Origin of the sequence: Micromonospora sp. WMMD812 (assembly GCF_027497215.1) — a bacterium.
In the GTDB taxonomy this organism is placed as follows: domain Bacteria; phylum Actinomycetota; class Actinomycetes; order Mycobacteriales; family Micromonosporaceae; genus Micromonospora.
Window position 1 is genome coordinate 3,431,775 of sequence record NZ_CP114904.1, and the last position, 25,280, is coordinate 3,457,054.

27 protein-coding genes are annotated in these 25,280 nt (G+C 73.5%); 13 read left to right on the top strand and 14 right to left on the bottom strand.

All coding sequences use genetic code 11. The features are described from left to right. The first annotated feature begins 41 nt into the window (after positions 1-41). Positions 42-593: a DUF1697 domain-containing protein gene (locus O7603_RS15705; protein WP_281576450.1), complete on the top strand. Its 552-nt coding sequence runs from the start codon at positions 42-44 to the stop codon at positions 591-593. A gap of 213 nt (positions 594-806) precedes the next feature. On the opposite strand, the gene O7603_RS15710 is transcribed toward O7603_RS15705, so the two are convergent. Next, complete coding sequence (locus O7603_RS15710) at positions 807-1,790, bottom strand: MBL fold metallo-hydrolase (RefSeq protein ID WP_281576451.1); 984 nt, start codon at positions 1,788-1,790, stop codon at positions 807-809. 151 nt (positions 1,791-1,941) lie between these two features. After that, complete coding sequence (locus O7603_RS15715; RefSeq protein WP_281576452.1) at positions 1,942-2,916, bottom strand: serine hydrolase; 975 nt, start codon at positions 2,914-2,916, stop codon at positions 1,942-1,944. A 173-nt stretch (positions 2,917-3,089) separates the two neighbouring features. Here O7603_RS15715 and O7603_RS15720 point away from each other — a divergent pair, with 173 nt between their 5' ends. Continuing rightward, positions 3,090-4,049, top strand: coding sequence for a LysR family transcriptional regulator (locus tag O7603_RS15720; protein ID WP_281576453.1), 960 nt, complete (start codon positions 3,090-3,092; stop codon positions 4,047-4,049). 217 nt (positions 4,050-4,266) lie between these two features. Further along, positions 4,267-5,118 carry an aldo/keto reductase gene (locus O7603_RS15725; protein WP_281576454.1) on the top strand — a complete coding sequence of 284 codons (852 nt, stop codon included), beginning with the start codon at positions 4,267-4,269 and terminating at the stop codon, positions 5,116-5,118. Between the two features lie 53 nt (positions 5,119-5,171). Here O7603_RS15725 and O7603_RS15730 read toward each other — a convergent pair whose 3' ends face one another. Continuing rightward, a complete protein-coding gene (locus O7603_RS15730) occupies positions 5,172-6,014 on the bottom strand; it encodes a helix-turn-helix transcriptional regulator (RefSeq protein ID WP_281576455.1) in 843 nt (280 codons plus the stop codon). A 103-nt stretch (positions 6,015-6,117) separates the two neighbouring features. Here O7603_RS15730 and O7603_RS15735 point away from each other — a divergent pair, with 103 nt between their 5' ends. The 3 genes from O7603_RS15735 to O7603_RS15745 all read left to right on the top strand — a co-directional run bounded on the left by O7603_RS15735 (position 6,118) and on the right by O7603_RS15745 (position 8,048). Beyond that, on the top strand, positions 6,118-6,873 hold the full coding sequence (locus O7603_RS15735) for an SDR family oxidoreductase (RefSeq protein WP_281576456.1): 756 nt from the start codon (positions 6,118-6,120) through the stop codon (positions 6,871-6,873). 78 nt (positions 6,874-6,951) lie between these two features. Continuing rightward, positions 6,952-7,419, top strand: coding sequence for a MarR family transcriptional regulator (locus tag O7603_RS15740; protein WP_281576457.1), 468 nt, complete (start codon positions 6,952-6,954; stop codon positions 7,417-7,419). Next, entirely contained in the window at positions 7,416-8,048 is a 633-nt protein-coding gene (locus O7603_RS15745; RefSeq protein ID WP_281576458.1) for a PH domain-containing protein, read from the top strand. The genes O7603_RS15740 and O7603_RS15745 overlap by 4 nt, the downstream gene beginning before the upstream one ends. A 39-nt stretch (positions 8,049-8,087) precedes the next feature. Here O7603_RS15745 and O7603_RS15750 read toward each other — a convergent pair whose 3' ends face one another. The 4 genes from O7603_RS15750 to O7603_RS15765 all read right to left on the bottom strand — a co-directional run bounded on the left by O7603_RS15750 (position 8,088) and on the right by O7603_RS15765 (position 11,420). Next, a complete protein-coding gene (locus O7603_RS15750) occupies positions 8,088-9,638 on the bottom strand; it encodes a DUF6297 family protein (protein ID WP_281576459.1) in 1,551 nt (516 codons plus the stop codon). A 4-nt stretch (positions 9,639-9,642) separates the two neighbouring features. Then, the gene (locus O7603_RS15755; RefSeq protein WP_281576460.1) at positions 9,643-10,329 is read right to left on the bottom strand and encodes an ABC transporter ATP-binding protein; all 687 of its coding nucleotides are present in this window, start codon (positions 10,327-10,329) and stop codon (positions 9,643-9,645) included. 9 nt (positions 10,330-10,338) lie between these two features. Next, on the bottom strand, positions 10,339-10,908 hold the full coding sequence (locus tag O7603_RS15760; RefSeq protein WP_281576461.1) for a GNAT family N-acetyltransferase: 570 nt from the start codon (positions 10,906-10,908) through the stop codon (positions 10,339-10,341). 152 nt (positions 10,909-11,060) lie between these two features. Continuing rightward, on the bottom strand, positions 11,061-11,420 hold the full coding sequence (locus O7603_RS15765; protein ID WP_281576462.1) for a hypothetical protein: 360 nt from the start codon (positions 11,418-11,420) through the stop codon (positions 11,061-11,063). A 149-nt stretch (positions 11,421-11,569) separates the two neighbouring features. Between O7603_RS15765 and O7603_RS15770 the strand changes: the two genes are divergently transcribed. Genes O7603_RS15770 through O7603_RS15780 form a run of 3 tightly spaced genes read left to right on the top strand, consistent with a single transcriptional unit; the run spans position 11,570 to position 14,010 of the window. Then, a complete protein-coding gene (locus tag O7603_RS15770) occupies positions 11,570-12,124 on the top strand; it encodes an NAD(P)H-dependent oxidoreductase (protein ID WP_281576463.1) in 555 nt (184 codons plus the stop codon). Between the two features lie 21 nt (positions 12,125-12,145). Further along, positions 12,146-13,159: an ATP-binding cassette domain-containing protein gene (locus O7603_RS15775; protein ID WP_281576464.1), complete on the top strand. Its 1,014-nt coding sequence runs from the start codon at positions 12,146-12,148 to the stop codon at positions 13,157-13,159. Then, positions 13,156-14,010 carry an ABC transporter permease gene (locus O7603_RS15780; RefSeq protein WP_281576465.1) on the top strand — a complete coding sequence of 285 codons (855 nt, stop codon included), beginning with the start codon at positions 13,156-13,158 and terminating at the stop codon, positions 14,008-14,010. The genes O7603_RS15775 and O7603_RS15780 overlap by 4 nt, the downstream gene beginning before the upstream one ends. 85 nt (positions 14,011-14,095) lie before the next feature. Here O7603_RS15780 and O7603_RS15785 read toward each other — a convergent pair whose 3' ends face one another. From O7603_RS15785 to O7603_RS15815, 7 genes are all read right to left on the bottom strand, one after another. After that, the gene (locus O7603_RS15785) at positions 14,096-17,479 is read right to left on the bottom strand and encodes an AAA family ATPase (RefSeq protein ID WP_281576466.1); all 3,384 of its coding nucleotides are present in this window, start codon (positions 17,477-17,479) and stop codon (positions 14,096-14,098) included. Between the two features lie 206 nt (positions 17,480-17,685). Beyond that, positions 17,686-18,261, bottom strand: a complete 576-nt coding sequence (locus O7603_RS15790; protein WP_281576467.1) for a GNAT family N-acetyltransferase — start codon at positions 18,259-18,261, stop codon at positions 17,686-17,688. Between the two features lie 153 nt (positions 18,262-18,414). Then, positions 18,415-18,861 (bottom strand): SitI3 family protein, encoded by a 447-nt coding sequence (locus tag O7603_RS15795; RefSeq protein WP_281576468.1) that lies wholly within the window; start codon positions 18,859-18,861, stop codon positions 18,415-18,417. 14 nt (positions 18,862-18,875) lie between these two features. Further along, complete coding sequence (locus tag O7603_RS15800; protein ID WP_281576469.1) at positions 18,876-19,277, bottom strand: hypothetical protein; 402 nt, start codon at positions 19,275-19,277, stop codon at positions 18,876-18,878. A 167-nt stretch (positions 19,278-19,444) separates the two neighbouring features. Continuing rightward, the gene (locus O7603_RS15805; RefSeq protein ID WP_281576470.1) at positions 19,445-19,972 is read right to left on the bottom strand and encodes a DUF6244 family protein; all 528 of its coding nucleotides are present in this window, start codon (positions 19,970-19,972) and stop codon (positions 19,445-19,447) included. A gap of 196 nt (positions 19,973-20,168) precedes the next feature. After that, complete coding sequence (locus O7603_RS15810) at positions 20,169-21,497, bottom strand: AAA family ATPase (RefSeq protein ID WP_281576471.1); 1,329 nt, start codon at positions 21,495-21,497, stop codon at positions 20,169-20,171. Positions 21,498-21,647: 150 nt separating this feature from the next. Further along, complete coding sequence (locus tag O7603_RS15815; RefSeq protein ID WP_281576472.1) at positions 21,648-22,331, bottom strand: TioE family transcriptional regulator; 684 nt, start codon at positions 22,329-22,331, stop codon at positions 21,648-21,650. Positions 22,332-22,432: 101 nt separating this feature from the next. Here O7603_RS15815 and O7603_RS15820 point away from each other — a divergent pair, with 101 nt between their 5' ends. From O7603_RS15820 to O7603_RS15835, 4 genes are all read left to right on the top strand, one after another. Beyond that, positions 22,433-22,954 carry a DUF6194 family protein gene (locus tag O7603_RS15820; protein ID WP_281576473.1) on the top strand — a complete coding sequence of 174 codons (522 nt, stop codon included), beginning with the start codon at positions 22,433-22,435 and terminating at the stop codon, positions 22,952-22,954. A 287-nt stretch (positions 22,955-23,241) separates the two neighbouring features. Then, complete coding sequence (locus O7603_RS15825) at positions 23,242-24,507, top strand: phosphodiester glycosidase family protein (protein ID WP_281576474.1); 1,266 nt, start codon at positions 23,242-23,244, stop codon at positions 24,505-24,507. Positions 24,508-24,630: 123 nt separating this feature from the next. Next, the gene (locus O7603_RS15830) at positions 24,631-24,852 is read left to right on the top strand and encodes a hypothetical protein (protein ID WP_281576475.1); all 222 of its coding nucleotides are present in this window, start codon (positions 24,631-24,633) and stop codon (positions 24,850-24,852) included. 93 nt (positions 24,853-24,945) lie between these two features. After that, positions 24,946-25,260 carry a GYD domain-containing protein gene (locus O7603_RS15835; protein WP_281576710.1) on the top strand — a complete coding sequence of 105 codons (315 nt, stop codon included), beginning with the start codon at positions 24,946-24,948 and terminating at the stop codon, positions 25,258-25,260. The last annotated feature ends 20 nt before the right edge of the window (positions 25,261-25,280 follow it).

Consider the following 25,280-nt stretch of genomic DNA (forward strand, 5'->3'; position numbering starts at 1 on the left):
AGTACCTAGGCTGGCGGCAGCCGCACGTCGAGGAGGACGGCATGACCCGGTACGTCGCCCTGTTGCGCGGGGTCAACGTCGGCACCACCCGGATCGCGATGGCCGACCTGCGCCGGCTCGTGACCGACCTCGGGCACGCCGACGTCCAGACGTACCTGCAGAGCGGCAACGTGGTCTTCGGCAGCGGGGTGCGGGACGCGGGCCGGCTGGCCGCCGGCATCGAGCGGGCGATCACCGACGAGCTGGGGTTGTCGGTGCCGGTGCTGGTCCGCAGCGCCCGGGAGTTGGCCGCGATCGCCGGGGGCAACCCGTACTCCACCGGTGAGGACGACCCGACGAAGCTGCTGGTGGCGTTCCTCGCCACCGCGCCCGCACGGTCCACGGTGGACGCGCTCGCCGTGCCCGGCGGCGAGAACGTCGCGTTCACGGTGACCGGGCGGGAGGTCTACCTGCACTTTCCCGAGGGCGGGTACGGCCGGTCGAAGTTCACCAACGCGTACCTGGAGAAGAAGCTCGGGGTGGTGGCGACCACCCGGAACTGGAAGTCGGTGCGGGCGCTGGCCGACCTGGCCGCCGGTCAGTCCTCCCGGTAGGCGCCGATCGCCCGGCCGGCGGCGATCAGCGCGGCGGCCATCGGCTCGCGGTCGTCGAGGTAGGCGCCGGTCAGCGCGCCGTCGCGGAGCATCATCATCTGCTGGGCGGCCAGCTCCGGGAGGTCGCGCGGACCAGTCTCGACTGGCTCGCGCGGCAGGGCCTGTGATCGACCGGCGGGTGGTCGCGGCGCCGCGACCACCCGCCGGCCCCGGTCAGAAGTGGTACGCGGTGTCGTACTCGGGCACGAGCACCCGGCTGCGCGGCGACGACTCGCGTACCGCGGCGATGAGCTGGTCGAGCTGCTTGCGGTCGCTCGGCGCGACGGTGGGCGGGTTGCGCAGCTCGGTCTCGAAGTTGTCGAAGTGCACCGGCACCACGACCTTCGGATGGTCCAGCGCGGCCATCAGCCGGGGCACGTAGTCGGCCGTGACGGTGGTGCTGTTGAGCGCCACCATGGCCACGTCGGGCGCGAGCCCGGCCAGGTTCCGCGCGACGAAGTCGCTGGCGCCCATGAAGAACACCGACGGCCCGCCGGCCACCCGGACCAGGTAGTTCAGCGTGTCGCCCTCCGGCAGGTCGGCGATGGTTTCCGGCTTCGCCGGCGGGCTCACCCGCAGGCCCGGGAAGGCCATCGAGTACGAGACGTTGCGGCTGTGCAGCGAGCCGACCACCTCGACGGTGTAGTCGCCGAAGTCCAGCACCTCGCCGCCCTTGACCATGCTGAGCTGCCCGGACGGCACCCCGTACGCGAGCCCCAGGTGGTACGCGGTCAGCGTGCCGAACACCCGGGCCCCGGTACGCCCGGCGATGTACGGCACGTCCATGAAGTGGTCCCAGTGGGTGTGCGTGACGAGCACCGTCTCGGCCCGGTCGACACGCGCGTCGACCTGGTCGGTGCGGACCTCGAGCCGGGTCTTGGCGTTGAAGGTGCCGTCGAACAGGCCGGTGTTGATCCGGCTGAGGAACGGGTCGACCAGGACGGTCCGCTGGCCGATGTCGAGCCGCCAGCCGGCGGTGCCCCACCAGCGGAAGCTGGCCCGTCCGGTGCGGCGGGTGGTCGCGGCGGCGGGGGCCGGCCCGGTGGCGGCGGCCTGGGCCGGAGCGGCGAGCGCGGTCGAGGCGAGCCCGCCAGCCGAGACGAGGGCGGTGGAGGCGGCGGCGTCCCGGAGGAAGCGGCGGCGGTCGAGACTGGGCATACGGATTCTGCTCCCCGTGTGCGGTACGAACGGTCGGCGCCGAGCCAAGCAGCGCCACCCCGGCCGCGTCCAAGATCGAACAGACGCACCGGTGATATGCCAGCGGATATCGGGCCTGCTCAGAACCGTCGCGCCCGCCGCGTGCGGCGGATCAAATTTCTCGGCCGCGCAGCGCCTCGACCGCGGTCCGGGCCGCCTCCCCCATGGCCAGGTCCACCTCGATGCGCCGGGTGGCGAGCTGGTTGGTGCGGGCGAAGACCGCGATCGCGTACCGGCCGCCGTCGGGATACTCGGCCACCCCGGCCTCCAGGTGCAGCCCGGGCAGGGTGCCGGTCTTGCCGAACACCCGTACGCCGGGCGGGAAGCCGGCGGCGAGCCGGGTCCAGAACAGCTGGCGGGCCATCCAGGCACGGACCATCGCGCAGGCCGGGGCGGGCCCGGCCTCGTCCCGCCAGATCAGGCCGAGCAGCCGGGTGATCTCCCGCGCGGTGCTGGACGTGGTCTGCTGCGGGTCGAAGACCCGCATCGCGTGGACCCGCTCGGGGGGCAGCGTGGGGAAGATCCGGGCGAAGTCCGCCTCGCTGCGCGCGCCGACGTCGGCGAGCATCATCTCGACCAGCTGCCGGGGGCCGCCGACGATCCGGGTACGGGCCAGCCCCAGCTCGGCGGCGAGCATCGGCAGCAGGTCCGCGCCGACCCGGCGCAGCAGCAGGTCCGCCGCCGTGTTGTCGCTGACCGACATGGCGAAGTAGGCCAGGTCGCGCAGGGACACCTCGGCGTCGTCGGCGCAGCCCGCCAGCCCCCAGCCGCCGAGCCGGTCGGCGGCGGTGACCAGGACCCGCTCGGTCGGGTCGAGCTGACCGGCGGCGACCTGCCGGGCGAACTCCAGCACCAGCAGGATCTTGAAGATCGACGCGATCACCACCTGCTCGTCGGCCCGGACCGCGACCTCCCACTCACCGACCGACCCGGGCGCGCCACCCGGCCCGGGCGCGCCATCCGGCCCGGGCGCGCCACCCGGCCCGGGCGCGTCGCCCCGTCCGGGCGCGTCGATGTCGACCACGTGCAGGCTGGCGGTCACGCCGGCCCGGTCGAAGATGTCCTGGATCAGCTCGCCCACTGCCACCCCGGCACGGTATCCAGCGGCCCGGTCGCCGCGCCGGCCACCCGTTGATCCACTCGGGTTCCAAGAAGTCGGGGTATCCAAGCGTCACCCCGACTTCCATGATCCCGAGCCGATCGACAACGCCCGCCCTGGCCCCGGGGCGCCTGGTCGGGTGCTGGCGTAAGGTCCGGGCAATGGACCTGCTCCGGCATCTGCGGCACTTCGTCGTGGTCGCCCAGGAGCTGCACTTCGGGCGGGCCGCCGAACTGCTCGGCATCGCCCAGCCGCCGCTGAGCCAGTCCGTCCAGCGGCTCGAGCGGGAGCTGGCGGTGGAGCTCTTCGACCGGTCCCGCCGGCAGGTGCGCCTGACCACGGCCGGTGAGCTGCTGCTCGGTGAGGCCGAGGAGCTGCTCGCCGCCGAGGGGCGGCTGCGCAACCTGATGCACCAGGTGCGCGCGGGGGCGCTCGGCGTCCTGCGGGCCGGGGTACCGCCGGAGACGCCGGCGGTGACGCTGCGCGCGCTGTTGGACCGGCTCGCCGACCGGGCACCGGGCCTGGACGTGGAGCTGCACGAGCTGACCAGCGGCGAACAGCTGCGGATGCTCGCCGAGCGGCGGCTCGACGTGGGGTTGGTGCACCACCCGGTCGAGACGGACGGGCTGCGGTTCGGCGCTCCGGTCGACGTACCGCTGGGGGTGCTGGTGCCGCGGACCTCGCCGCTCGCCCGTGCGCGGGAGGTGAAGCTGGCCGCGCTGGCCGGCCTGGACCTGGTCACCGCGCCCCGGGCCACCGCGCCCGGCTGGCACGACCACCTCCTCGCCGTGTGCCGGGAGCACGGCTTCCGCCCGGGCCGGGTCCGGCCGGCGCGCAATCCCGAGTTCCTCTTCGGGCTGGTGCTCGCCGGCGGCGGGGTGGCCGTGGAGCCGGCGACGACGGCGCGCCGGGAGCCCCGGCTCGCGTGGCGGCCGATCGTGGGCACTCCCCTGGTCAAGCGCACCTCGGCGGCCTGGCCGGAGCGCGCGGGGCACCCGGCCGCGCCGATGTTCGCCCAGCTCGCGGCCGAGGTGCTGGCCGACGTCGAGCCCGCGCCGACCGGCCCGGCGGTGACACCGGCGCCGCGGCCGTGGCCGGTGCTGTTCGACGAGGCCGGCTGACGCCGACCCGGGGGGCGACTCCCGACGGCACCGGCTCCTTCGCGGGCGTGGCGGGGTCGAGCCAAGTATCAAGCCGGCGCCGTGGCCGAGATCACCGGCGGCGGATCCGTGAGCCGGCGACGGGGGTGGGTATGGGGGCAGGTGGCAGGTCCGGCCCGGGGCAAGTGCGGGAGCACTTCCCGGGCCCGACGCCCTGACGACGCGCGAAGGAGCCCCCGTGGCGAACACCGTCCCCACCATCAGCCTGAACGACGGCAACACCATCCCGCAGCTCGGCTTCGGGGTCTTTCAGATCGATCCGAAGGACACCGCGGAGGCGGTCGGCACGGCGCTCAGCATCGGCTATCGGCACATCGACACCGCGCAGATGTACGGCAACGAGGCCGAGGTGGGTCAGGCGATCCGCACCTCCGGGCTGGACCGCGGCGAGGTCTTCGTGACCAGCAAGCTGAGCAACGCCTTCCACCGGCCCGACGACGCCCGCAAGGCGTTCGAGTCCACGCTGTCGGCGTTGAAGACCGACTACATCGACCTGTTTCTGATCCACTGGCCGCTGCCCACCCTGTACGACGGCGACTACGTGTCGACCTGGAAGACGCTCAAGGAGTTCCAGCAGGACGGGCGGGCCCGCTCGATCGGGGTGTCGAACTTCCAGGTGCCGCACCTGGAGCGGCTGGCCGCCGAGGCGGAGGTGGTGCCGGCGGTGAACCAGGTCGAGGCGCACCCGTACTTCGGCAACGAGGAGGTGCGGGCGTACGGCCGGGAGTTCAACATCATCACCGAGGCGTGGTCGCCGATCGCGCAGGGCGCGGTGCTCGGCGACCCGACCGTGGTGGACATCGCCGACCAGATCGGGCGCACGCCGGCGCAGGTGGTGCTCCGCTGGCACGTGCAGCGCGGCGACGTGATCTTCCCGAAGTCGACGACGCCGGCGCGGATCGAGGAGAACTTCCAGCTCTTCGACTTCGAGCTGGACGACGCCGCGATGGAGCGGATCAGCTCACTCGACCGGGGCGCGGCTGGACGGCAGGGCGGCAACCCGGACACCTTCGACTACGTGCCGGCCTGAGGTGAACGCGCGGTCGTTCGAGAAGGCCGCCTGAGCCTCGGCTTCCCGCCGGGTCAGGCGGCCACGCGCTCGGCGAGCCGGCGGAACGCCACCTGGGTGGGTGAGCCGGGCTCGGGGACGTAGACGATCAGCCGCTGGTCGGTCTCCGGGACGTGCAGCACCCGGCACTCGAACTCCAGCGGCCCCAGCTCGGGGTGCGGCACCCGCTTGACGACCGGTCGACGCTCCTCGACGTCGTGCTCCGCCCAGAGCTGTGCGAACCGCGGCGAGGTGCCGAGCAGCTCGGTGACCAGCTGCTGGATGCTCCGATCCGACGGGTAGCGGCCGTAGGCGGCCCGCAGGTCGGCCACCGAGGTGCGGACGAACCGCATGGTCTCGGGGTCCTCCCAGTGGCCGCCGTCGCCGGATCTCCGGAACGTCCAGCGGAGCATGTTGCGGTCGCCGGCCGGCACCGCCGACAGATCGCCGATGAAGTGCCGGGCGATCGGGTTCCAGGCCAGCACGTCGTAGGCCGCGTCGACCAGGTATGCCGGCGTCTCGGTCATCGCGTCCATCAGGTGCCGCAGGCCGGGGCCGACCTCCCGGCTCGGCCCGGCGGACGGTGGCGGGCTCTCCCCGGCCACCCGGAACAGGTACGCACGCTCGTCGCGGCTGAGCAGCAGCGCCCGGGCCAGCGCGGCGAGCACCTGCCGGGACGGGTGCGGGCCGCGGCCCTGCTCCAGCCGGATGTAGTAGTCGACCGACATGCCGGCGAGCTGGGCCACCTCCTGCCGGCGCAGGCCGGGGGTGCGGCGGCGTACCCCGTCGGGGAGGCCGACCTCGGCCGGCCGCAGCCGGGCACGGCGGCTGCGCAGGAACGCCGCCAGTTCGTCGCGCCGCAGGCCGGTGCTGGTCATGCCCTCCAGCTTGCCTCAGCCGCCCGCGGTGAGGGTGGTACCGCCGGTCCCAGCCTCGCCGCGTCTCTCCCGCCCGCCCGACACGGCGGGCAGCGTCGACGGCATGACGACGAACATGATCGCCCTGATCACCGGGGCCAACAAGGGAATCGGCCTGGCCACCGCCCGGCAGCTCGGCGCGCGCGGGATGACCGTGCTGGTCGGCGCCCGGGACGCCGAGCGCGGCCGGGCGGCCGGGCGGGAGCTGCGCGCCGGCGGCGCGGACGCCCGGTTCGTGCCGCTGGACGTGACCGACGCCGAGTCGGTCGCCGCCGCCGCGAAGCTGGTCGAGGAGGAGTACGGCCGGCTCGACGTGCTGGTCAACAATGCCGGCATCGCCATCGGTGACGGCACGCTGGCGCTGCCCAGTGAGACCACCGTGGCGACGCTGCGCCAGGTGTACGAGACGAACGTCTTCGGGGCGGTGGCGGTGACCAACGCGCTGCTGCCGCTGCTGCTCCGGGCGCCCGCCGCCCGGATCGTGAACGTCTCCAGCGAGGTCGGCTCGATCGCCACCATCACGAACCCGGAGAGCTTCATCTGGACCCTGACCTCGGTGCCGTACCCGTCGTCGAAGGCCGCGCTGAACATGGTCACCGCCATGTACGCCAAGGAGCTGCGGGACACCCCTATCAAGGTGAACGCGGCGAATCCTGGGTACTGCGCCACCGACCTGAACGGCCACCACGGGTTCCGCTCCGCCGACGAGGGCGCGGAGGTGAGCGTGCACCTGGCGACGCTGCCCGCGGACGGCCCGACCGGGCAGCTCTGGGGCCACCTCGCGGACGGCGACGGCGGGTACGGCGTCCTGCCCTGGTGACCGGTACCGGGCGGATGGCCGGAGCGCATCGTGGCGTGGCAACATAGTGAAGCACACTCACTGTGAAGGCAGGTAACGGTGTCGGAGCGGGACCGCTGGACCGGCGCGCTGGACCGGGTGCTCGAACTCGTCGTGGTGCTCGGCGACGACATGAGCCGGGGGCTGGCCCGGGAGGGCCTGACCGAGTCCCGGGCCACCCTGCTCTGGACGCTGCGGCGCACCGGACCGGTCACCCAGCGGGACCTGGCCGAGGCGCTCGGCGTCAGCGCCCGGACCATAACCGGCCTGGTCGACGGCCTGGTCGCCTCCGGCTTCGTCACCCGGGAGCCGCACCCCGCCGACCGGAGAGCCTTCCTGGTGACCTTCACCCCGCACGGCCTGTCCACGGTGGAGGGGCTGGAGCAGGGCCAGCGCGAATTCGCCGAGCTTCTCTTTGGGCGGATGCCCGCCGAGCGGCTCGACGCCTTCCTCGCCGGCCTGGACGAGATTCTGGGCCGGCTGCGGGAGCACGGCCTCTCCCCCGAGATCCGCGAGGAGGACCGGTGACCGCCGTGCTGCGACTGCTACGGATGGCCACGCGCTACGAGATCCGCCTGTGGACGAGCCTCTACCGGTGGATCTTCCGCCGCCCCGAGAAGCTGCGGCCCGGCGATCGGACGTTCGGCTACACCGGCGCGGTGATGACCCTGATGTGGGTCTTCATCATCGTCTCGGCGATCGAGATCCCGATCCTGGAGCTGATCGTGCCCTGGGAACTCGTCTCCAACATCGTGCTGGGCCTCGGCATCTACGGCCTGTTCTGGATGTTCGGCCTGCTGGCGAGCCTCAAGGTGCACCCGCACGTGGTCGGCGAGGGTGGCATCCGGATCCGCAACGGCATCAGCCTCGACCACACCGTCCCCTGGTCGGCCATCGAGCGGGTGCGCGTCCACCGCCGGTCGATGCCGCCCGAGGGCCAGACCCAGGTGGAGTCCAACGCGTCCGGCGTCACGTTGAGCCTCGGCATGGCCAGCCAGACCAGCATCGACGTTCTGCTGCGCGAGCCGATCGCGGTGCCGGTCCGCAAGGCCCGCGGCGCGGCCGTCACCGAGCTGCGCTTCCACGCCGACGACCCGGAGGCGCTGGTCGAGGCCGCGCAGGAGCGACTGGCCGCGTACCGGCCGGCGGCCCACTGACCCGTCCTGGCCACGCGGCCGGGACGGGGTCCGGCCGCCCTACAGCCCGACGGTACGGGCGGCGGACGGGCGCAGCAGCAACACGAGGCAGCTGACGACCGACAGCACCGCCTGCGTCACCACCCAGTGCCAGCCGAGCGGTTCCGGGGCGGACACCGTGGCCAGGCCGATCCACAGCGGCAGGGCCAGCACCGCCACCACGTCCACACCGTTGGCCAACCACAGGAGCATGCCGCTGGGGAACGCGCCCAGCGGCGTGTCGATGAAGACGGTGCCGAGGCTGGAGGCGCTCGCCTTGGCCCGCCAGAGCGCGGCGACGGCGACCGCCGGGGCGGCGGCCACGCCGAACGCCCACCAGGGGCCGGCCCGCTCGCCGGCCACCTGGAGCAGGCCCAGCGCGAGCGCGCACCAGAGCGCGGCGATCCCGGTGGGGACCACGAGCCGCTGCGCCCGAACCTGCCGGGCGGTGAGGCCGAGCAGCCGCAGCACCGCCGGATTCGCGGCGTCGGTGTGCGTCGACGCGCCGCTGACACTGGCCGCCGCCAGCGCGCCGACCAGGAGAACACCGATCAGCAGCCAGGTCGGCCCGTCGGCCAGCACGGTCGGCGCCACGGCGGTGGGGACCAGCCAACCGAGCCGACCGGGCCGGCGTCCGACCTGGAGCAGATCCTGGGCCACCAGCGGCGGAACCCCGCCGCGCAGCAGCCGCGAGGTGCGGACCCCGGTGCGGCGCCGCCAGTACCGACGGGTGCTCTGCTCGGCCAGGAACGACGGCTCGACCGCGTAGACGGCGTCGGCGTAGGAGCCGGTCGTCGCCGAGGCCTCGACGATCCGGTGGGTCGGCCAGTCGTCCAGCCGCCACCACACCCACAGGAGGGCCACGACGGCGAGCGGAAGCACCGCGCCCGCCAGGGCCAGCACCGCCGACGCCGGCGGCAGGACGTCGCGCGGCGCGTACCCGCCAGCCAGTCGTTCCCCGGCGGCCAGTCGCTCCCCGGCGGCCGCGACGACGAGCGCCGCCCCGGCCGCGCCGGTGAGCAGGTCGACGACCCGGGCGGTGCGGGGCCGATGCTGGCACCGCACCGCGAGCAGCACCAGGACCAGCGCGGCGGCGGCACCGCCGGTGAGGCCGGCGAGGACGCCGGTCGCGGTGGCGGGCCGTGCGGCCAGGTGGCCGGCGACGGCGAGCCCGACCACCCCGCCGAGGATCACCGCGGCGAGGGCGGTCAGCAGCAGTGCCGGGGCCAGCAGCGTCCGCCGGGGCACCGGCGCCGGCAGCAGCCAGGTGGCGTCCGCCCGGCTGACCACCAGCGGGCCGAGCCGGCGGAGCACGCCGAAGAAGGCCAGCAGCACCAGCGCGGCAACGACCAGCACCGGCGCCGGCGGTCCGGACGCGCGAGACGGCCAGACGACAGCGACGACGGGCTGCCCCACCAGCGCCGCCGCCATCCCGATGGCGAGCAGCACGCAGTAGACGGACGACGGGTCGACCCGACCGACGGCGGCGATCCGCATCCGCCGGATCCGACGGCGGATACCGGTGGCCGCGGCGCTGGTGGGCACGGCGGCCGGCGCGCGCGTCGCGGTCACCGAATCACGCCTCCGGCCGGCGCAGGACGACCTGGGTCGCGCCCGCGTCGCGCCAGAACTGCTCGTCGTGGCTCGCCATCAGCAGCGTCCCGCCGGCTGTCACGTAGGCCCGCAGGTGATCGGCGAGGGCACGCTTGACCGTGGTGTCCAGGCGCTGCTCCGGTTCGTCGAGCACCAGGAGCCGGCTCGGGCGGACGAAGGTCGCCGCGAGCAGGAACCGCTGCCGCTGGCCGGAGGAGAGGGTGATCGGGAGGCTGTCGGCTAGGGCGTCGATGCCGAGCAGGGTGGAGACCTCGTCGATCCGCCCGTCGGCGGGGTCACCGCCGTTGGCGACCCGCACCAGGTCCAGGTGTTCCCGTACGGTCAGGCCGTGGTACCAGGTCGGCGACTCGACCGTGGTGGCCACCTGCCGCCAGAACGCCACGCCCCGCCCGGGCGTCCCGCCGAGGACGACCACCTCGCCGCCAGACGGCTCCTGCAGACCGGTGACGCAGCGCAGCAGGGTGGACTTGCCCACCCCGTTCTCACCGGTCAGGGCAAGCGCGGTGCCGGTGGGAACCCGCAGGTCGACACCGTCGAGGACGGTCGTCGACCCGTACGTGACGGTCAGATCGGTGACCGCGACCGCGGGTTCGGGCCCGGCGTCGACCCGCGTCGCGCCGCCGTTTCGGCTGGCAGTCGGCTCCGGCATCGGCTCATGCTACTGGCCCCCCGCCGCCTTCCCGGCCCCGTCGCCAGCCACCGCCGCCGCCGGCCGGTCACGCCCGGCGGGAGCGGTCAGGTCGATGCGCCAGTCGTTCGAGAGCATGAGCCGGCCCGGCGGGTACTCGAACTCCGTCTCGCCGAGCAGCGTGAACCCCGCCTTACGGCAAACCGCGTTCGACGCGGGGTTGTCGACCGACGGGTACGCGTGCGCCCAGCGGTGGGTCCGCCGGGCGCGCGCCGCCTCGACCACCGCACGCACCGCGGCGGTGGCCAGCCCCCGCCCCTGGTACGCGGGCAGCACCGCCCAGCCCATCTCGTAGACCTGCTCGCCGTGCCATTCGCGGTCCCAGTAGCCGACGCTGCCCACCTTCGCCCCGTCGGGCAGCACCACCGTGTACATGCAGCCGTGGCCGATGCCGCCGAACCGCACGTAGCGCTCGTGCCGCGCCAGCACCTGCTCGTCGGTCTCCGACCCGCCGGTGTGTGCCCGGATCTGCGGCGCGTTGAGCCGCCGCAGCAGGTCGAGATCGTCCTCGCTCCACGGCGCGATGCGCACCTCCGCCATGCCGCCCCCCTCGTCGTCGGAGTCCAGTCAACAGGACTCCCCCGACACGTCAACGAACATCAATCGTTGGCGGATGCCCCTGGGGAGCCCCCCTGTCGTTCGGGGCGGCTGAGGTGCGACCGATTCGGCGCCAGGCTCCGCTCGGCCGCGGATCAGCCGCGAGCCAGCCGCTCGGCGTGGTCGGCCTCCTCCTCGGCGACGACACCGGGCCGGCTGCTCTCCAGCCGCCACCGCGTGGTCACGCCGTCCGGCCCGCGCAGCTGACCACCGGACAGCGCCTGGTCGATGCGGTGCCGGACGACCTGCTCCCGGTCGGGCTCGACGGCGAACAGCACCCGCAGGCGTACCTCACCACCGACCCGGTCCACCCGCGTGTGGTGCGGCGCCAGCGGGCAGGGCGGTTCGTGATCCCAGTGCCCGCACAGCGCCACGGTGATCGCCCCGCCCGGCGCGCGCAGGTCGGCATCCGGCTCCATGAGGAGGACCGCCTCGTGAACGAACGCGCCACGCACCCCCGCAGTATCCCCGCAACCGGTCGCCGACAGGACCGATCAGGCCGCGACGGGTTTGTGCTGGTAGGTAGCCCGCTAGATCCCGTCTAGCGGACGCGCGCCCCCTTCTCGCGCCTCAGGGACGAGACCCGAGGCCGGGAGGGGGAACCATGACGCCGTTACGGCTCGCCGTGATCATCGGCAGCACCCGTGAGGGACGCATGGGCGACCGCGTCGCCCAGTGGTTCGTCGACCAGGCACGCCTGCGGGACGAGCTTATGGTGGACGTAGTCGACCTGGCCGAATACGACTTCCCGGCCAACTACCCGGCGGAGCCGACCGACGCGATCCGGTCGTTCGTCGGGCAGGTGCGCCGGGCCGACGCGTTCGCGGTGGTCACCCCCGAGTACAACCACAGCTTCCCGGCCTCGTTGAAACAGGCGATCGACTATGCGTACGACGAGTGGCAGGCCAAACCGGTCGGCTTCGTCGCGTACGGCTGCCGCTCCACCGGCGTCCACGCGGTGGACCAGCTCCGCACGGTCTTCACCGCGCTGCACGCGACGACGGTGCGCGATGTCGTCGGCGTCGACCTGCTCTGCGGCGAGCCGACGCCACTGCACGCGGACCAGCTCCGCCAGGACGCCCACGTCCTGCTCGACCAGCTCTGCTGGTGGGGCCTGGCGTTGCGCGAGGGCCGCGCGGCGCGCCCGTACGTCTCCTGACATGGAAAGGAAGAGAAGACCATGAGTAAGCGCACGACCGGCCTGGCCATCGAGGCCGAGGGCCTGACCCGGTCGTTCGGGGAGACCCGGGCACTGGCCGGGATCGACCTCCAGGTGCCCGCCGGCACCGTCTACGGCCTGCTCGGCCCGAACGGGGCCGGCAAGACCACCGCGGTCCGGATACTGGCCACGCTGCTGCGGCCCGACGGCGGCCGGGCCCGGGTGTTCGGGCACGACGTGCTGGCCGAGGCCGACAAGGTCCGCGCCCGGGTCAGCCTGACCGGCCAGTACGCCTCGGTCGACGAGGACCTGACCGGCATCGAGAACCTGGTGCTGCTCGGCCGGCTGCTCGGGCTGCGTAAGCAGACCGCCCGCGAGCGCGCGGACCAACTGCTCGCCGCGTTCGGTCTGACCGAGGCGGGCGGGCGACAGGTGAAGAAGTACTCGGGCGGCATGCGGCGGCGCATCGACATCGCCGCGAGCATCCTGAACACCCCCGACCTGCTGTTCCTCGACGAGCCGACGACCGGCCTCGACCCGCGCAGCCGCAACCAGGTGTGGGAGATCGTGCGGGCGGTGGTGGCGCACGGCACCACGGTGCTGCTGACCACCCAGTACCTGGACGAGGCGGACCAGCTCGCCGGCCGGATCGCGGTGGTCGACCACGGCCGGGTGATCGCGGAGGGCACCCCGGGCGAGCTGAAGTCCTCGGTCGGCTCCGGCACCGTCCACCTGCGACTGCGCGACCCCGGGCAGCGGCCCGACGCGGAGAAGATCCTCCAGGCGGCGCTCGGCGTACCGGTGCAGCTCGAACCCGACCCGGTGGCGCTCACCGCGCGGGTCGGCGGCGAGGGCAGCGGCCTGGCCGCGAGCGAGCAGGCCGCTCGGGCGCTCGCCGAGCTGGCCCGCGCCGGCATCCTCGTCGACGACTTCTCCCTCGGCCAGCCCAGCCTGGACGAGGTCTTCCTGGCCCTGACCGACCACCCCGCCGTCCCGGCCGACGAGCGGGACGACCAGCTGGAGGCAGCCCGATGAGCGACACCACGACCACCACCGGGCGGGCGCCGTCCGTCTACGTACCGTCCGCGCAGGCGCTGTCGACGGTCCTGGCGCCGGGCGAGCGGCCGCCGAGGCCGAGCGCGCTGTCGGCGTCGCTCACCTTCGGCTGGCGGGCCATGCTGAAGATCAAACACGTGCCGGAGCAGCTGTTCGACGTGACCGCGTTCCCGATCATCATGGTGCTGATGTTCACGTACCTGTTCGGTGGCGCCCTCGCCGACAGCCCGCGGGACTACCTGCAGTTCTTCCTGCCCGGCATCATGGTGACCAGCGTCGTCATGATCACCATGTACACCGGGGTCGGGCTGAACACCGACATCGAGAAGGGGATCTTCGACCGGTTCCGCACGCTGCCGGTCTGGCGGCCGGCCGCCCTGGTCGGCATGATCTTCGGCGACGTGCTGCGCTACATCCTGGCGGCCGTGGTGATCCTCTGCGTCGGGCTGGTCCTCGGCTTCCGCCCCGACGGCGGCCTGCTCGGCGTGGCCATGGGCATCGGCCTGCTGGTGATCTTCTCGTTCGCCTTCTCCTGGGTCTGGACGTTCTTCGGCCTGATCCTGCGCAGCGAGAAGTCGGTGATGGGGGTGAGCATGATGGTGCTCTTCCCGCTGACCTTCCTCAGCAACGTCTTCGTCGAGCCGAGCACCATGCCCGGCTGGCTCCAGGCGTTCGTGAAGGCCAACCCGATCACCCACCTGGTGGCCGCGGTCCGCGCCGCGATGGGCGGCTCGTCCGACCCGGCGAACACCATGTGGCTCCTGCTGTGGAGCGCCGGGTTCGTGGTGGTCTTCGGCACGCTCACCATGTACCGGTACAACCGCCGCTGACCACGGCCTGTCCGACGGGCGTCGCCACCCAGGTGGCGGCGCCCCGTCGGCGTCTTCGCCCGAGCGCCGCGCAGGACGGGCTGGGTCAGAGGCGCCAGGGCAGCGGGTCGGGCGGGAGGTAGCGGCAGTTGCTCCCGGTCGACACGGTCTCGCGCAGGTGCGAGGCCAGCGCCGGGTGCTGCCCGTCGAGCTTGCGCAGCGTGTCCCGGATCCGCGCGGTCACCGCCTTGCGGGCACGCTCCGCCTCGTCGCCGAGCCGGCGGCTGCGCCCGGCCAGCCCGGCCGCGGCCCGCAACTCGTCGAGCAGCGCCGTCCGCTCGGCGTCCAACGCGGCCACCTTCCGCTCGTCGCCACGCGCGGCGGCCCGGTCGATCTCGTCGTCCAACCGGTCCAGGTGACGCCGATAGCGGGCCTTCGCCTCGTCGTCCAGCACGGGGTCGCCGCCCATCCGCCGCGCGGCGACCAACTCCGGACCCGCGGCCGGGTCGAGCAGCTCGACGGCCGGGATGTCGGTGCCGGGCCGGCTGAGCAGGAGATGCAGGTCGTGCAGGCCCTTGGCGTCGGGCAGATGGACCACCGTGCCGGCGTAGGCGAGCTGCCACACCGGTCCGTCGCGCCGGAACTCGTAGGCCACGACCGGCGGCGCGGCCACCGCCGCGACTGGCGGCCCGGCCACCGGCGCGACCGGCGGCCCGGCCACCGCCACGACCGGCGGCCCGGCGGCCGACGCGTCGGGGCGCGGCGAGCTCGCGACCCGCGCGCCCGTCCCGTCGGCTGCGGCGACGCCCGGGGTGCCGAACATGGCCGTGGCGATGGCGGGCTCGCCGTCGCGACCGGCGCCGGCCGCGAGTCGGTCGAGCACGTGCCGCATGCCGAGCGCGGCGGCGTGCCGTTCCGTGTCGGCGCGCAGCGCGACCGCGGCGGCGGCGTCGCCCGGTCCGTCGCGTCGGGCCAGCGCGTCGGCCAGGGCGGCGCAGGCCATGACCGACCAGGGGCGGGCGCCCATCCGGTCGGCGGCGTCCCGAGCAGCCTGGAAGCCGGCGACCGCGTCGTCCCAGCGCTCCTGCGCGGCATCGAGTGACGCGAGCCAGTGGTCGACCGGGCCGCCGACGTCGCAGCCGAAGAGGCCGACCATCCACTGCCCGCGGTACGGGGCCAACGCCGCCCGCGCGTCCGCGCACCGCCGCTTGTCGGCCGCCGCCGCGGCGGCCTGCGCCCGCAGCCGCAGCCACAGCGGCGACACCGGCCGGGTGTACGTGGTGCCGGCGGCCTCGATGCCGGCGGTGATCCGTACCGCCGTCTCGTGGTCGCCGCGCTCCGCCGCGACGATGGCGCGGGCAAGTTCGAGGTAGGGGTAGTCAGTGGGATCGAGCCGGTCGAGGTAGGCGTCGATCTCGTCGAACCGGCCCTGCAGCAGCAGCCGGGCCCAGCGCAGGTGGTGGGCGATGAAGGCGAAGTCGGTCGGGGGTACCTCGCCGAGGTCGTCGAGGACGGCGAAGTGCGCGTCGGCCTGGGCGAAGTCGCCGCGGAAGGCGGCGATGATGCCGCCGTCGACAGCCCCGGCCATGCGGTGCCGGGCCACGTCGCTGGCCTGGCCGTCGGTGACGAAGGACGTCCACTCGGCGAGGTAGCGGGGGTCGCCGAGTTCGATCAGCGCGACCCACCGCAGCGAGGTCGCCCACATCTCGGTCTCCCGGTCACCGGTGCGCCGGGCCACCTCCCGGATCTCGGCGGTGATCGCCGCCCGGTCCGCGGCGGTGCCGAGCCCCCAGGTGGTGTCGTGGCGGGCCCACAGGGTGAAGGTCAGCGCCTCGTCGTCCTTGCCGCGGCGGGCCAGCGTCTCGGTGGCCGTGATCAGGTCGGTGACGAGCGTGCCGACCGGCACCGTCTCGTCGGGCTCGCCGATCAGCCGGCGGTACGCCTCCCGCAGCAGCGCCTCCGCTTCCGCCGAGTGCCCGGCGCCGGCCTGCCGGTGCCGCTGGACGGTGAGCGCGACCCGGGCCAGCACCACCGGCTCGTCGAGCGTGGCCGCGATCGCCGCCGCCTCGCCGAGGAGCTGGCGGGCCTCGTCCGCGACGCCGGAGTGGAACAGCAACTGGGCGAACTCGATAATGATCTTCACCCGGTGCGCCCGGTCCTGGACGACCTCCAACGCCCGGCGGAAGTGCACCACCGACTCGTCCGTGGCCAGCCGACCGCCCGCGTCCCGCGCGGCGGCGACCAGCAGGTCGGTGGCCCGGGACGGGTCGAGCGCGGCACCGGCGAGGTAGGCGTGACGGGCCAGGTCGGCGGGGATCAGCCGCTCGGCGAGATCCGCCGAGCCGTCCACCGCCCGCACGACGGCGGCGTGCCGGTGACGCCGGTCGTCGTCGACGAGACCGTCGTAGAGGGTCTCGCGGACCAGGTCGTGCGCGAAGGCGAACCGGCCGCCGCCGCGGGCCACCACCAGCCGGGCGGTGACCGCGCGGTCCAGGAGCCGGTCGACCTGGGCGGCGGGCGACGCGGCGCAGGCCGCGAGGACCTGCCGGTGGAACTCGCGGCCCAGCACGGCGGCGACCGTCAGCGCGTCGACCACCGTCGAGGGCAGCTGGGCGAGGCGGCGGCGCACCGCCTCGCGTACGCCGGGAGCGATGGTGCTCACCGCGCCGTCGGCCCGCCACAGCCGGGCGGTCTGCTCGACGAAGAACGGGTTCCCGCCGGTGCGCCGGTGCACCTCGTCGACCAGGTCCGCGGCCGGCTCCTGCCCCGCCGTACGCCGCATGAGCGCGCCCACCTCGTCACGGGACAGGCCGGTGAGGGTGAGGGTGGTGGCCTTCGCGAGCAACGGCATGAGCAGCGGGCGCAGCGGGTGGTCGGCCGACTCGATCTCGGCGTCGCGGTAGGTGCCGACGAGCAGCAGTCGTTCGAACCAGGTGTGCTGGGCGGTGAACTCCAGTAGACGCAGCGACGCGGGATCGGCCCAGTGCAGGTCGTCGAGGACGACGACGACCGGGCGGCGCTGGGAGACCGCGACCAGCGCGGTGGTCACCGCGTCGTGGAGGGCGAACTCCTCCTGGTTGCCGCGGTCGTCCCGGTCGCCGCCGAGCACCTCGCTCATCGGGCCGCCCGACCCGGCGATGCCGCTCACGCTGGCCGTGTCCTCGCCGAGCAGGACGCCGAGGCCGGACTCGGCGACCTCCCGCGCGACCGCCCAGTCGTCGGTCGAGCCGCGCAGGCGACGCAGCACCTGCACCCAGGGCCAGTAGCCGGGTGCGCTGGCCGAATCCCAGCAGGCGCCGCCGACCACCAGCGCGCCCCGTTCCCGGGCCTCCCGCGCCACCGCCGTGACCAGCGTGGTCTTGCCGATGCCCGGCTCGCCGGTGACCAGGACGAGACCGCCGTGGCTGGTCGTCGCCCGGTCCAGCTCGGCGCGCAGCAGACCGGCGGGGTGGTCCCGCCCGATGATCGCCTCGCTGGTCCGCGTGCCCATGACGTACCGACCGTAGCCGAACCCTCCGACACCGGTTGTAACGCTCGGTGCCGCCGGGGTGGCCGGGGCAGCTGGGACGGTCGAGCCTGGCTGGCGCAGGCGGATGACGGTGCCGGCGACGGAGCCCGACCAGGGAGGTTCGGACGCTTCGGAGCTGAGTCGTTTCCGACATCAAAGGCCGACGGCCGCCACGATCATCGGAACGGCTAGCGCCGGTTGAACAGCCGCCGTCGGGGACGCGGTCGCGGTCGCCGGCACCGCAGCTCGGGATCGTGGTCGACCCGGTCCCACCACAACGCCTGGATGACCCGCCCGTTAGGTAGCGTGTGCGTCGGCGGCCCGGAGGCCGGCACGAACCCTGACTTGGCCAACCAGCGCTGGCTGGCTACGTTCGTCGCCTCGCAGCCGGCAACGAGGCGCGCGATGCCGAAGTGCCGGTGCACCAAGGCGCACACCATGTCCAGCATCTCGTTGCCGTAACCCTGCGCGCGGTAGTCGCGGTGGACGGCACCGCCGACCTCGCTGACCCCGTTGGAACTGGCGACCGTCAAGCCGGCCACCAGGTGTCGGGTCAGCCGGTCAATGCCGGCGAAGAACAGGTAGTTCGGGTCGACCGGCAGAAGCGGCTGCTCGGAGTCCAGCGGATCGGCGATCGGGCCCAACGGGATCTGCCTCGCCTGGTGGAGGTACTCGGCCGGCCAGCCACAGTTCTCCACAGGGCCGTCGGCCACTGCGCGTGCCCATCGCGCCACATCACTCATGCGACTGGTGACGATCCACAAGCGTGAAGATTGTGCTACGTGCAGATCATCGGGGCGGCACAGTACGGCAGGGCGGGGATACACCCCGCGAACCTGGGCTAGGCGGATGTCGTCGACGTGACGACCCGACCAAGACCGGACACCGTGAAAGCGAAGGTCGCCGCGAGCGCCGACTCACGGGACGCCCTCAAGGCCGTAGTGGCTCCAGAAAACCGGTCGGTGTTTGCGGAGCACTCCGCCGACGCGGGTGAGGAGCAGGTATCCGTCGGTCTGGACAAGCGCTGCGTCTTCGGGCCGGCCGGCCAGCACCCGTGCGACAGTGGCGGCCATGTTCGGGATGCCCTTCTCCGCGATCTCGTCGCCGCGCATCGAGAAGCCGACGTTGACGTAGTCGGTCAGTTCCCACTCCCAGAGCGACCCGTCGTCGTCCTCGGCATCGAAGTAACCGTGATCGCCCGTGTAGACGCTCAGGGCATAGCCACGCTGTTCGTAAAGCCGCGCGCTGAGCACTCGCGGGAGAGCCGTCGGCGTGGGCTTCTCGGAGGGGTCGGCGGCTGCGAGTTCGGCTATGTCCTCCAGAGCAATGTCGCCGGCCAGCGTGAGCCGAAACTCCAAAGCCATGTCGCAACCTCTCGTCAGTCTCGCCGTACGATCTGCACGATCGCGCCGCTTGGTGTCAGCGCGACCAGTTCCTTCAGCCGCTCTATGGGCCAGTCGTCGAATTGGTGACGCAGGGCTGACACATCTCCGCGCCAGTCCTTGAGATTCAGCACCACCCGTTCGGTCTGTCCACTGTCGATCTTGTCGGCGATCCCACTCCAGACGCCTCTGACCGGCCTGCTCGGGGTGGGAGAGTAGCAATCAAAGACGTGCCCTTCGATCAGGTAATCCGGATCCGTCTGCGCGTCGCCGACGTCTCCGGTGCGAAGCCGAGCCTCCGCAACCTCAAGCCGTGTCGGGTTCTGGTGGATCTGGTAGCCCTTGTCGGCGATCTTGTCAGCGCCTTCGTTCTCGAGTTGCAGCGAGCGCCGCACCACGTCGTCTTCCCTGGGTCTGATCCGGGTTCGCGGTCCGGTCGGTCTGCCTCCGGGCGCACCCGTCGGTCGTCTTGTCCAAGGCGTATCCGCCTTGCTGACATCGGTAGCACGAGTTGCTGCGGCGCGATCGGGGGCAGGGCTGGTCGGTGCCGGGCCGCCAGCCCCGGTCAGTTTCCCGCCGACCCCAGCCGCCGCGCTTCGGCGATCGCCGCCTCCACGGCTTGTTCGGCGGCGCTGGCGCGTTGTGCCAACAGGGCGAGGACCTGCTTGATGCCGTCCAGCGCCTGGAGCAGCGGGCCGGGCTGCCCGCCGTGCAGGACCGTGGTGACGAGTTGCTGCACCGTGCCGATCTGGGTGATCGTGGCCGCCGACGCCTCGCGGGCACCGATGATGCCCTGCTGTACGGGGGCCAGTGCGGCGACGGTGTCCTGGGGTGTCGCCTCGCGCGGAACCGCGGCGGTGGCCTTGCTGGCCTCGTCGATCGCGGTGCCGAGGCCGCTCAGGCCGCCCCGGATGTCGCCGATCGCGGCGCGTACCCGGGTCATGCCCGCCGCGACGGCGGCGAACCCGGCGCCGGCGGCCTTCAGGGCGATCTCCTGGGCCTGGTTGTCGGCCGCGGCCGTCAGCCCCTGCGCTCGCTCCGCGCCGTTGGCCAGCGCCTGGAGTTCACCGGTGATCGTCTCGACCTGCGTCACGGGGTCACGTACCTCAATCGACGACGGTGGAGATGCTCGGCCTCGAAACCTACCGGGAATCACGCAGGCCGGCGACCCCGAACGGACCGGGCCGGACAACGGCGGCGGCCCGGAAGGAGCCGGCTGGGTCAACGGCCCGCGACCCCGAAGGAGCAAGGTGGAGCAACGGCCGGCGACCGCGAGGGTGCCGGCTGGGTCAGCCGGCGGCGACACGGTGCGGGCGCAGGTGGGTCAGCGTCGACTGGTTCGCCTCCCAGCCGTCGGGGAACTTCACCGGCACGTCGAGGTGCATCGGCTCGGTGGACGGGTGGGCGTCGAGCAGGTCGCCGATGCCGTCCCGCGCCACCACGACGCACGCGTGCCGGTGGCGTGACGCCAGCACGCACAGCCGCCCCGACTCCAGGTGGAACGCCGTCGCGTCCCGCCGCCCGGACAGCGGGTGCAGCACGATCGTCAGGTCGTACTCGCGGCCCTGGAGCCGGTTGGCGGTGTCGACGGTGATGCCGGCTCCGGCTGCGCCGAGCTGCGCGCGGATGACGGCGACCTGGTCGCGGTGGGCGGCGCCGATCGCGAGGCGGTCCGCGGTCACCGGCGCTCCCGTGGGCGCCTGCTCGGAGACGGCGACCGCGCCCCGCTCCAGCACCCGCACCGCGAGGGCCACGCACGCCGCCGCGGCTTCCACATCGGTACGTAGGGTGTGCCGCTCCGGCAGCGCGTAGAGCGCCCAGCCGGTGCGGGCGGCCGTTTCGATCGCGGCGTCGACCGCGTCGCCCGGGCCGGGCCCGGTGAGCGACAGCGCCCGCTCGTCGCGCCCGGTGCCGGCGCGGAAGCCGGTGAACGGGTAGAACGCGGCGGCCACCAGGGGCGCGGCGGAGGCCGGCAGCCGCCACGAGACGGGTAGCCGGTGAACAGGCAGATCGGGGTTGTGCCGCAGGAGCACCGCGACCGCGGACTGCATCGGGTCCCAGGTGAGGCCGGTCCAGCGCGCGGTGTCGACGGTGGAGAACGGGTCGAGCTGCCCGGGGTCGCCGACGAACAGGGCCCGTTCGAATCTGCCGGCCACGCGCAGCAGGGCGTCCGAGCGCATCTGGTACGCCTCGTCGACGATCGCCCACGGCCAGGAGCCCTCGGTGACTGTGGCCCACTTGGCGGCCGTACCGATGATGACGGCCGCGCTGCCGAGGTCGGTGACCTTCGCGGCGACCTGGACCGTGTCGTGGCCCCGGACCCGCGCGGACGGCTGGTAGTCGGTGGCGGAGAGCCGGCCGATGCGCAGCTCGGGTGCCTTGCGGGCGAGGCGGTCGATGAGGTCGTCGACCTGCTCGTTGGTCTGCGCGATGACGATCAGCGGCTCGTCGGCGGCGGCCAGCTCGACGGCGGCGCGGACCACCAGGGTCGACTTGCCGGCCCCGGGTGGCGAGTCGACCACCACGCCGCGGTGGTCACCGGAGCGGACGTCGGCGAGCACGGCCGTGATGACGCGCTCGGCCTCCACCGCGGGTGGCAACTCCAGCCCAGCCAGCACGTGCCCCTCCCCTCGCCGCTGTCGGCACCCTACCGGCACCCTCCGACGACCGATCGATGACGCTTCGGCGACCGGTCGCCCGGAGCGTCGGGTCGCTGGACCGCCGAGCTCGTCGGCCCGGGCCGAGGACGACATCGTTCCGAGGGTCGGTCAGCGGCCGGCCGCCGTCAGGTAGGCGGCGAGGTGGCCGCCGGCCACCAGCATCGCGCGGCCACGGGCGGCCAGGCGTTGCCGCCAGGCGTCGAGGGACTCGGCCAGCGGCCCGGGTCCGGAGGCGGTGCGGACCTGCGCCATGACCGTCGCGATGTGGTCGAGCAGGTAGCCGCCGCGGCGCAGCAGGTGCGCGAGGTCGGCGTCGCGGACGTCGTCGGGGCCGTAGAGGCGTTGGTGACTGGCGCGGTCGCGGGCCGGGGTGAGGATGCCGGCCCGTTCCCACTTGCGCAGGGTCGCGGGCGTCACGCCGAGCCGGTGGGCGAGGGCGCCGACGGTCAGCGGCCGGTCGGGTCGGTCCGGGGGCGGCGCCGCGGTGAGCACCCCGATCGTCGTCTCGACGGCGTCGAGGGTCTCCCGGTCGCGGAGCAGCTGCGCGTGGCCGCCGTCGACGGCGCGCAGGGCGGCGTCGAGATCGCCGCGGGTCGCCGCCCGCATGATCTCGGCGGCGACTCCGTAGCCGTACGCCGGGACGAGCGCGAGGTACGCGCGGAGCGCCGCGGCGTGCAGGTCGGTGTAGGCGCGGTAGCCGCTGGGGGTGCGATCGGCGGCCGGGAGGACGCCGTCGCGCTCGTAGTTGCGGACGGCCTGGGTGGAGATGCCGTGCTCGCGGGCGAGGTCCACCGGCCGGTAGACCTGTCCTCCGGTTTGAGGGTTCAGGCGTGCTCCTCGGGCTCAACCGCGGGGAAGGTCTCAATAGGTGGTTCAACGATACGGTGAAGGTCATGGCTTCTTCTCAGGTACCCTCCCCCGACCCTCACGAGCCCGCCTTGAGCGTGGACGCCCTCGCCGGACGGATTCTCGCCCTGCCCGAGGTCGAGGTTCTGCGGGCCGACGAGGCGTCGGGCGCTCCGGAATCGAACTGGGGCAACTGGTTCTTCTTCGTCGGCCCGGACCGCCGGATGCCGTTCGCCACCATCGTCGTACGCGACATGCCCGGCTTCGACGAGGAATCGCGGCTCGACCGGCCGGACGTCTACCGGCTCAACCTGGACCTGGGCCGCCACGAGTTCGAGCGGCTGTTCGGCTACCCGCCGGCGCAGTCCGCCGACCATCGGGCGTCGGTCGACGTCGCCGCGCTGGACGAGGTGCTGCCGCATCCGGTCTACGGCACCGCCGCCTGGGCGTGCGTCCTCAACCCCGGCCCCCGGAGCCGGGCCGAGGTGGATCGGCTGCTCGCACACGCGCACGGCCGGGCGGTGGAGCGGCACCGCCGCAGGCTCGACCGTGGCGGCGAGTCGTCCTGACCGTGCGGGTGGCGCCGGACGCGAAGGCGTGCCCACCAAGCCGCGAGCGGCGTCGGGTGCGACGGCGTCGCCCGCCAAGCGGCGGTGGCGCCCGGGCGACGGCGTCCTCCGCCACACGGCGGAGACCGGCCAGATGATCAAGAGAGCACGGGCGGTTCATGTCGATCATCTCCCCCGTTCATCCCCGCATGATCGGCTCGTCGGGAACCTTTTCGCTGGTCCGGCCGCCTCCTCGGCCGGATCGACCCCGGGCACGCGCCCGGGATCGCACGGAGAAAGGAGCGGCGATGAGGTCATCACACCTCGTGCGCCCGACTCTGGCGCTGCTGCTCGCCACGGGGCTGAGCACCCTCGTGACGCCCACCGGCACCGCCCAGGCCGCGACCGGCCCCGCGACGTCGGTGTCCACTGCGGACACCTCGATCACCTTCACCGCGACTGAGAAACTCGCCCCGGGCGTCACTTACGGGTCGTTCCAGGTGGACACGCCGCGTGGCGCGACCGTCGGTTACCTGCTCACCGCCGACCTGCACAAGAACAAGGTCTCCCTGGACCTGCTGCACCCCGGCAGCGTCGCGCAGCGCCAGGTCGTCTCGGCCATGACCAACGGCCAGGGCGCCGTCGCCGGCGTGAACGGCGACTTCTTCAACATCAGCGAGACCCACGCCGGAGTCGCGCCGACCGGCTCGGCGTCGGGCCCGGAGATCGCCGACGGCGAGGACCTGAAGTTCGCCGTGCCGACCGCGCAGCGCTTCGGCCCGGGCCTCGCCCCCGGCACCTCGACCCGTGACGTGTTCGGTGTGGGCGTGAACGGCAAGGCGCGCGTCGACACCCTGTCCCTGGCCGGCGAGGTGCGCAGCGCCAAGGGCACGATCGCCCTCGGCGGCCTCAACCAGTACGCGCTGCCGGTCGGCGGCGTGGGCATGTTCACCGCCGACTGGGGCACCGCCTCCCGGGTCCGGTCGACCTGCGGCAGCGACACCAGCCGCAACGATCCGTGTAGCACCCACACCTACGAGGTGACCGTCCGCCGGGGTGTGGTGACCTCGGTGAGCCCGACGCCGGGCGCGGGCGCCATCCCGAGCGACACGCAGGTGCTGGTCGGCCGCGAGGGCGGCGCGGACGCGCTCGACGACCTCGTCGTCGGCGACCGGGTCAAGGTGGACGAGAAGCTCGTCTCGGTGGGCAAGCCGAAGCTGACGTTCGCGGTCGGCGGCGCGCCGATCCTGCGTGACGGGCAGCCCCTCGCGGGCCTGGACACGAAGACCGCCGCCGTCCGCAGCTCGGCCGGGGTCAGCGCCGACGGCAGAACGGTGTACCTCGTCGCGCTGGCCGGCCGCGCCCCCGCCAGCGCGGGCTTCACGATCGCCGAGCTGGCCGACCTGATGCGGTCGCTCGGAGCGGACGCCGCGGTGAACCTGGACGGCGGCGGCTCGACCACGATCGCCGTCCGGGAGCCGGGCCAGACGGCGGCGACCGCCCGCAACAACCCCTCCGACGGTACGGAGCGCGCGGTCGCCAACGGCATCGGCATCTTCGTGGGCCGCGACTGACCGACCGGTCGATCAGCGCGGGAGCCTCGCCCGGCCACCGTCGGGCGGGGCTCCCGCCGTTTCCGCGGGCGCCCGGTCGGCCGCCCGATGACTAGGCGCCGGCTGGCCGGGTACGCGCCGCTCATGGGTAGCCAGAAGCCGAACAAGCATGATCCCGGCGGCGAATCGGCGCGTGGACGGCGACATCCGGGCAGTGGCGCCCGGGGTCGGCAGGGCTCGGAGGTCGAGCACTCGCCGGACCGTCGGCACCTGCGGGCCGCGACCGGGACGTCCGGCAGCGAACGTGACCACGGACGGGCCAAGGTCGAGGGCAGCGAACGCATCCAGCGCCAGGGCAGCCGCTGACCACGATCGTGGTACGCCACGAGTAGTCCGTGCCGGCACCCGCGCCCGCGGCGCGGGTGCCGCATCGTCGGGGAGGGTGACGTCACGGTGGCGATGTTCCTGCTCAAGTCGACCTACACGATCGATGGGGTCAAGGGGCTGGTCAACGACGGTGGCACGAAGCGTGTCGACGTCGTCCGGAAGATGGTCGAGGACGCCGGCGGGCGGATGGAGTCGATGTACTTCGGCTTCGGCGACCACGACACGTACGTGCTGTGTGAGCTGCCGGACCACAAGACGGCGGCCCGGCTCGCCATCGACATCCGGGCCGCCGGCGGCGTCGACACGCGGGTCGTCCCCGTGCTGACGGCGGACGAGGTCGACGCGGCGACCCGGCGGAAGATCGCCTATGAGGCGCCGGGCCGGTGAGCGCCTGACCCCTCCGGCGG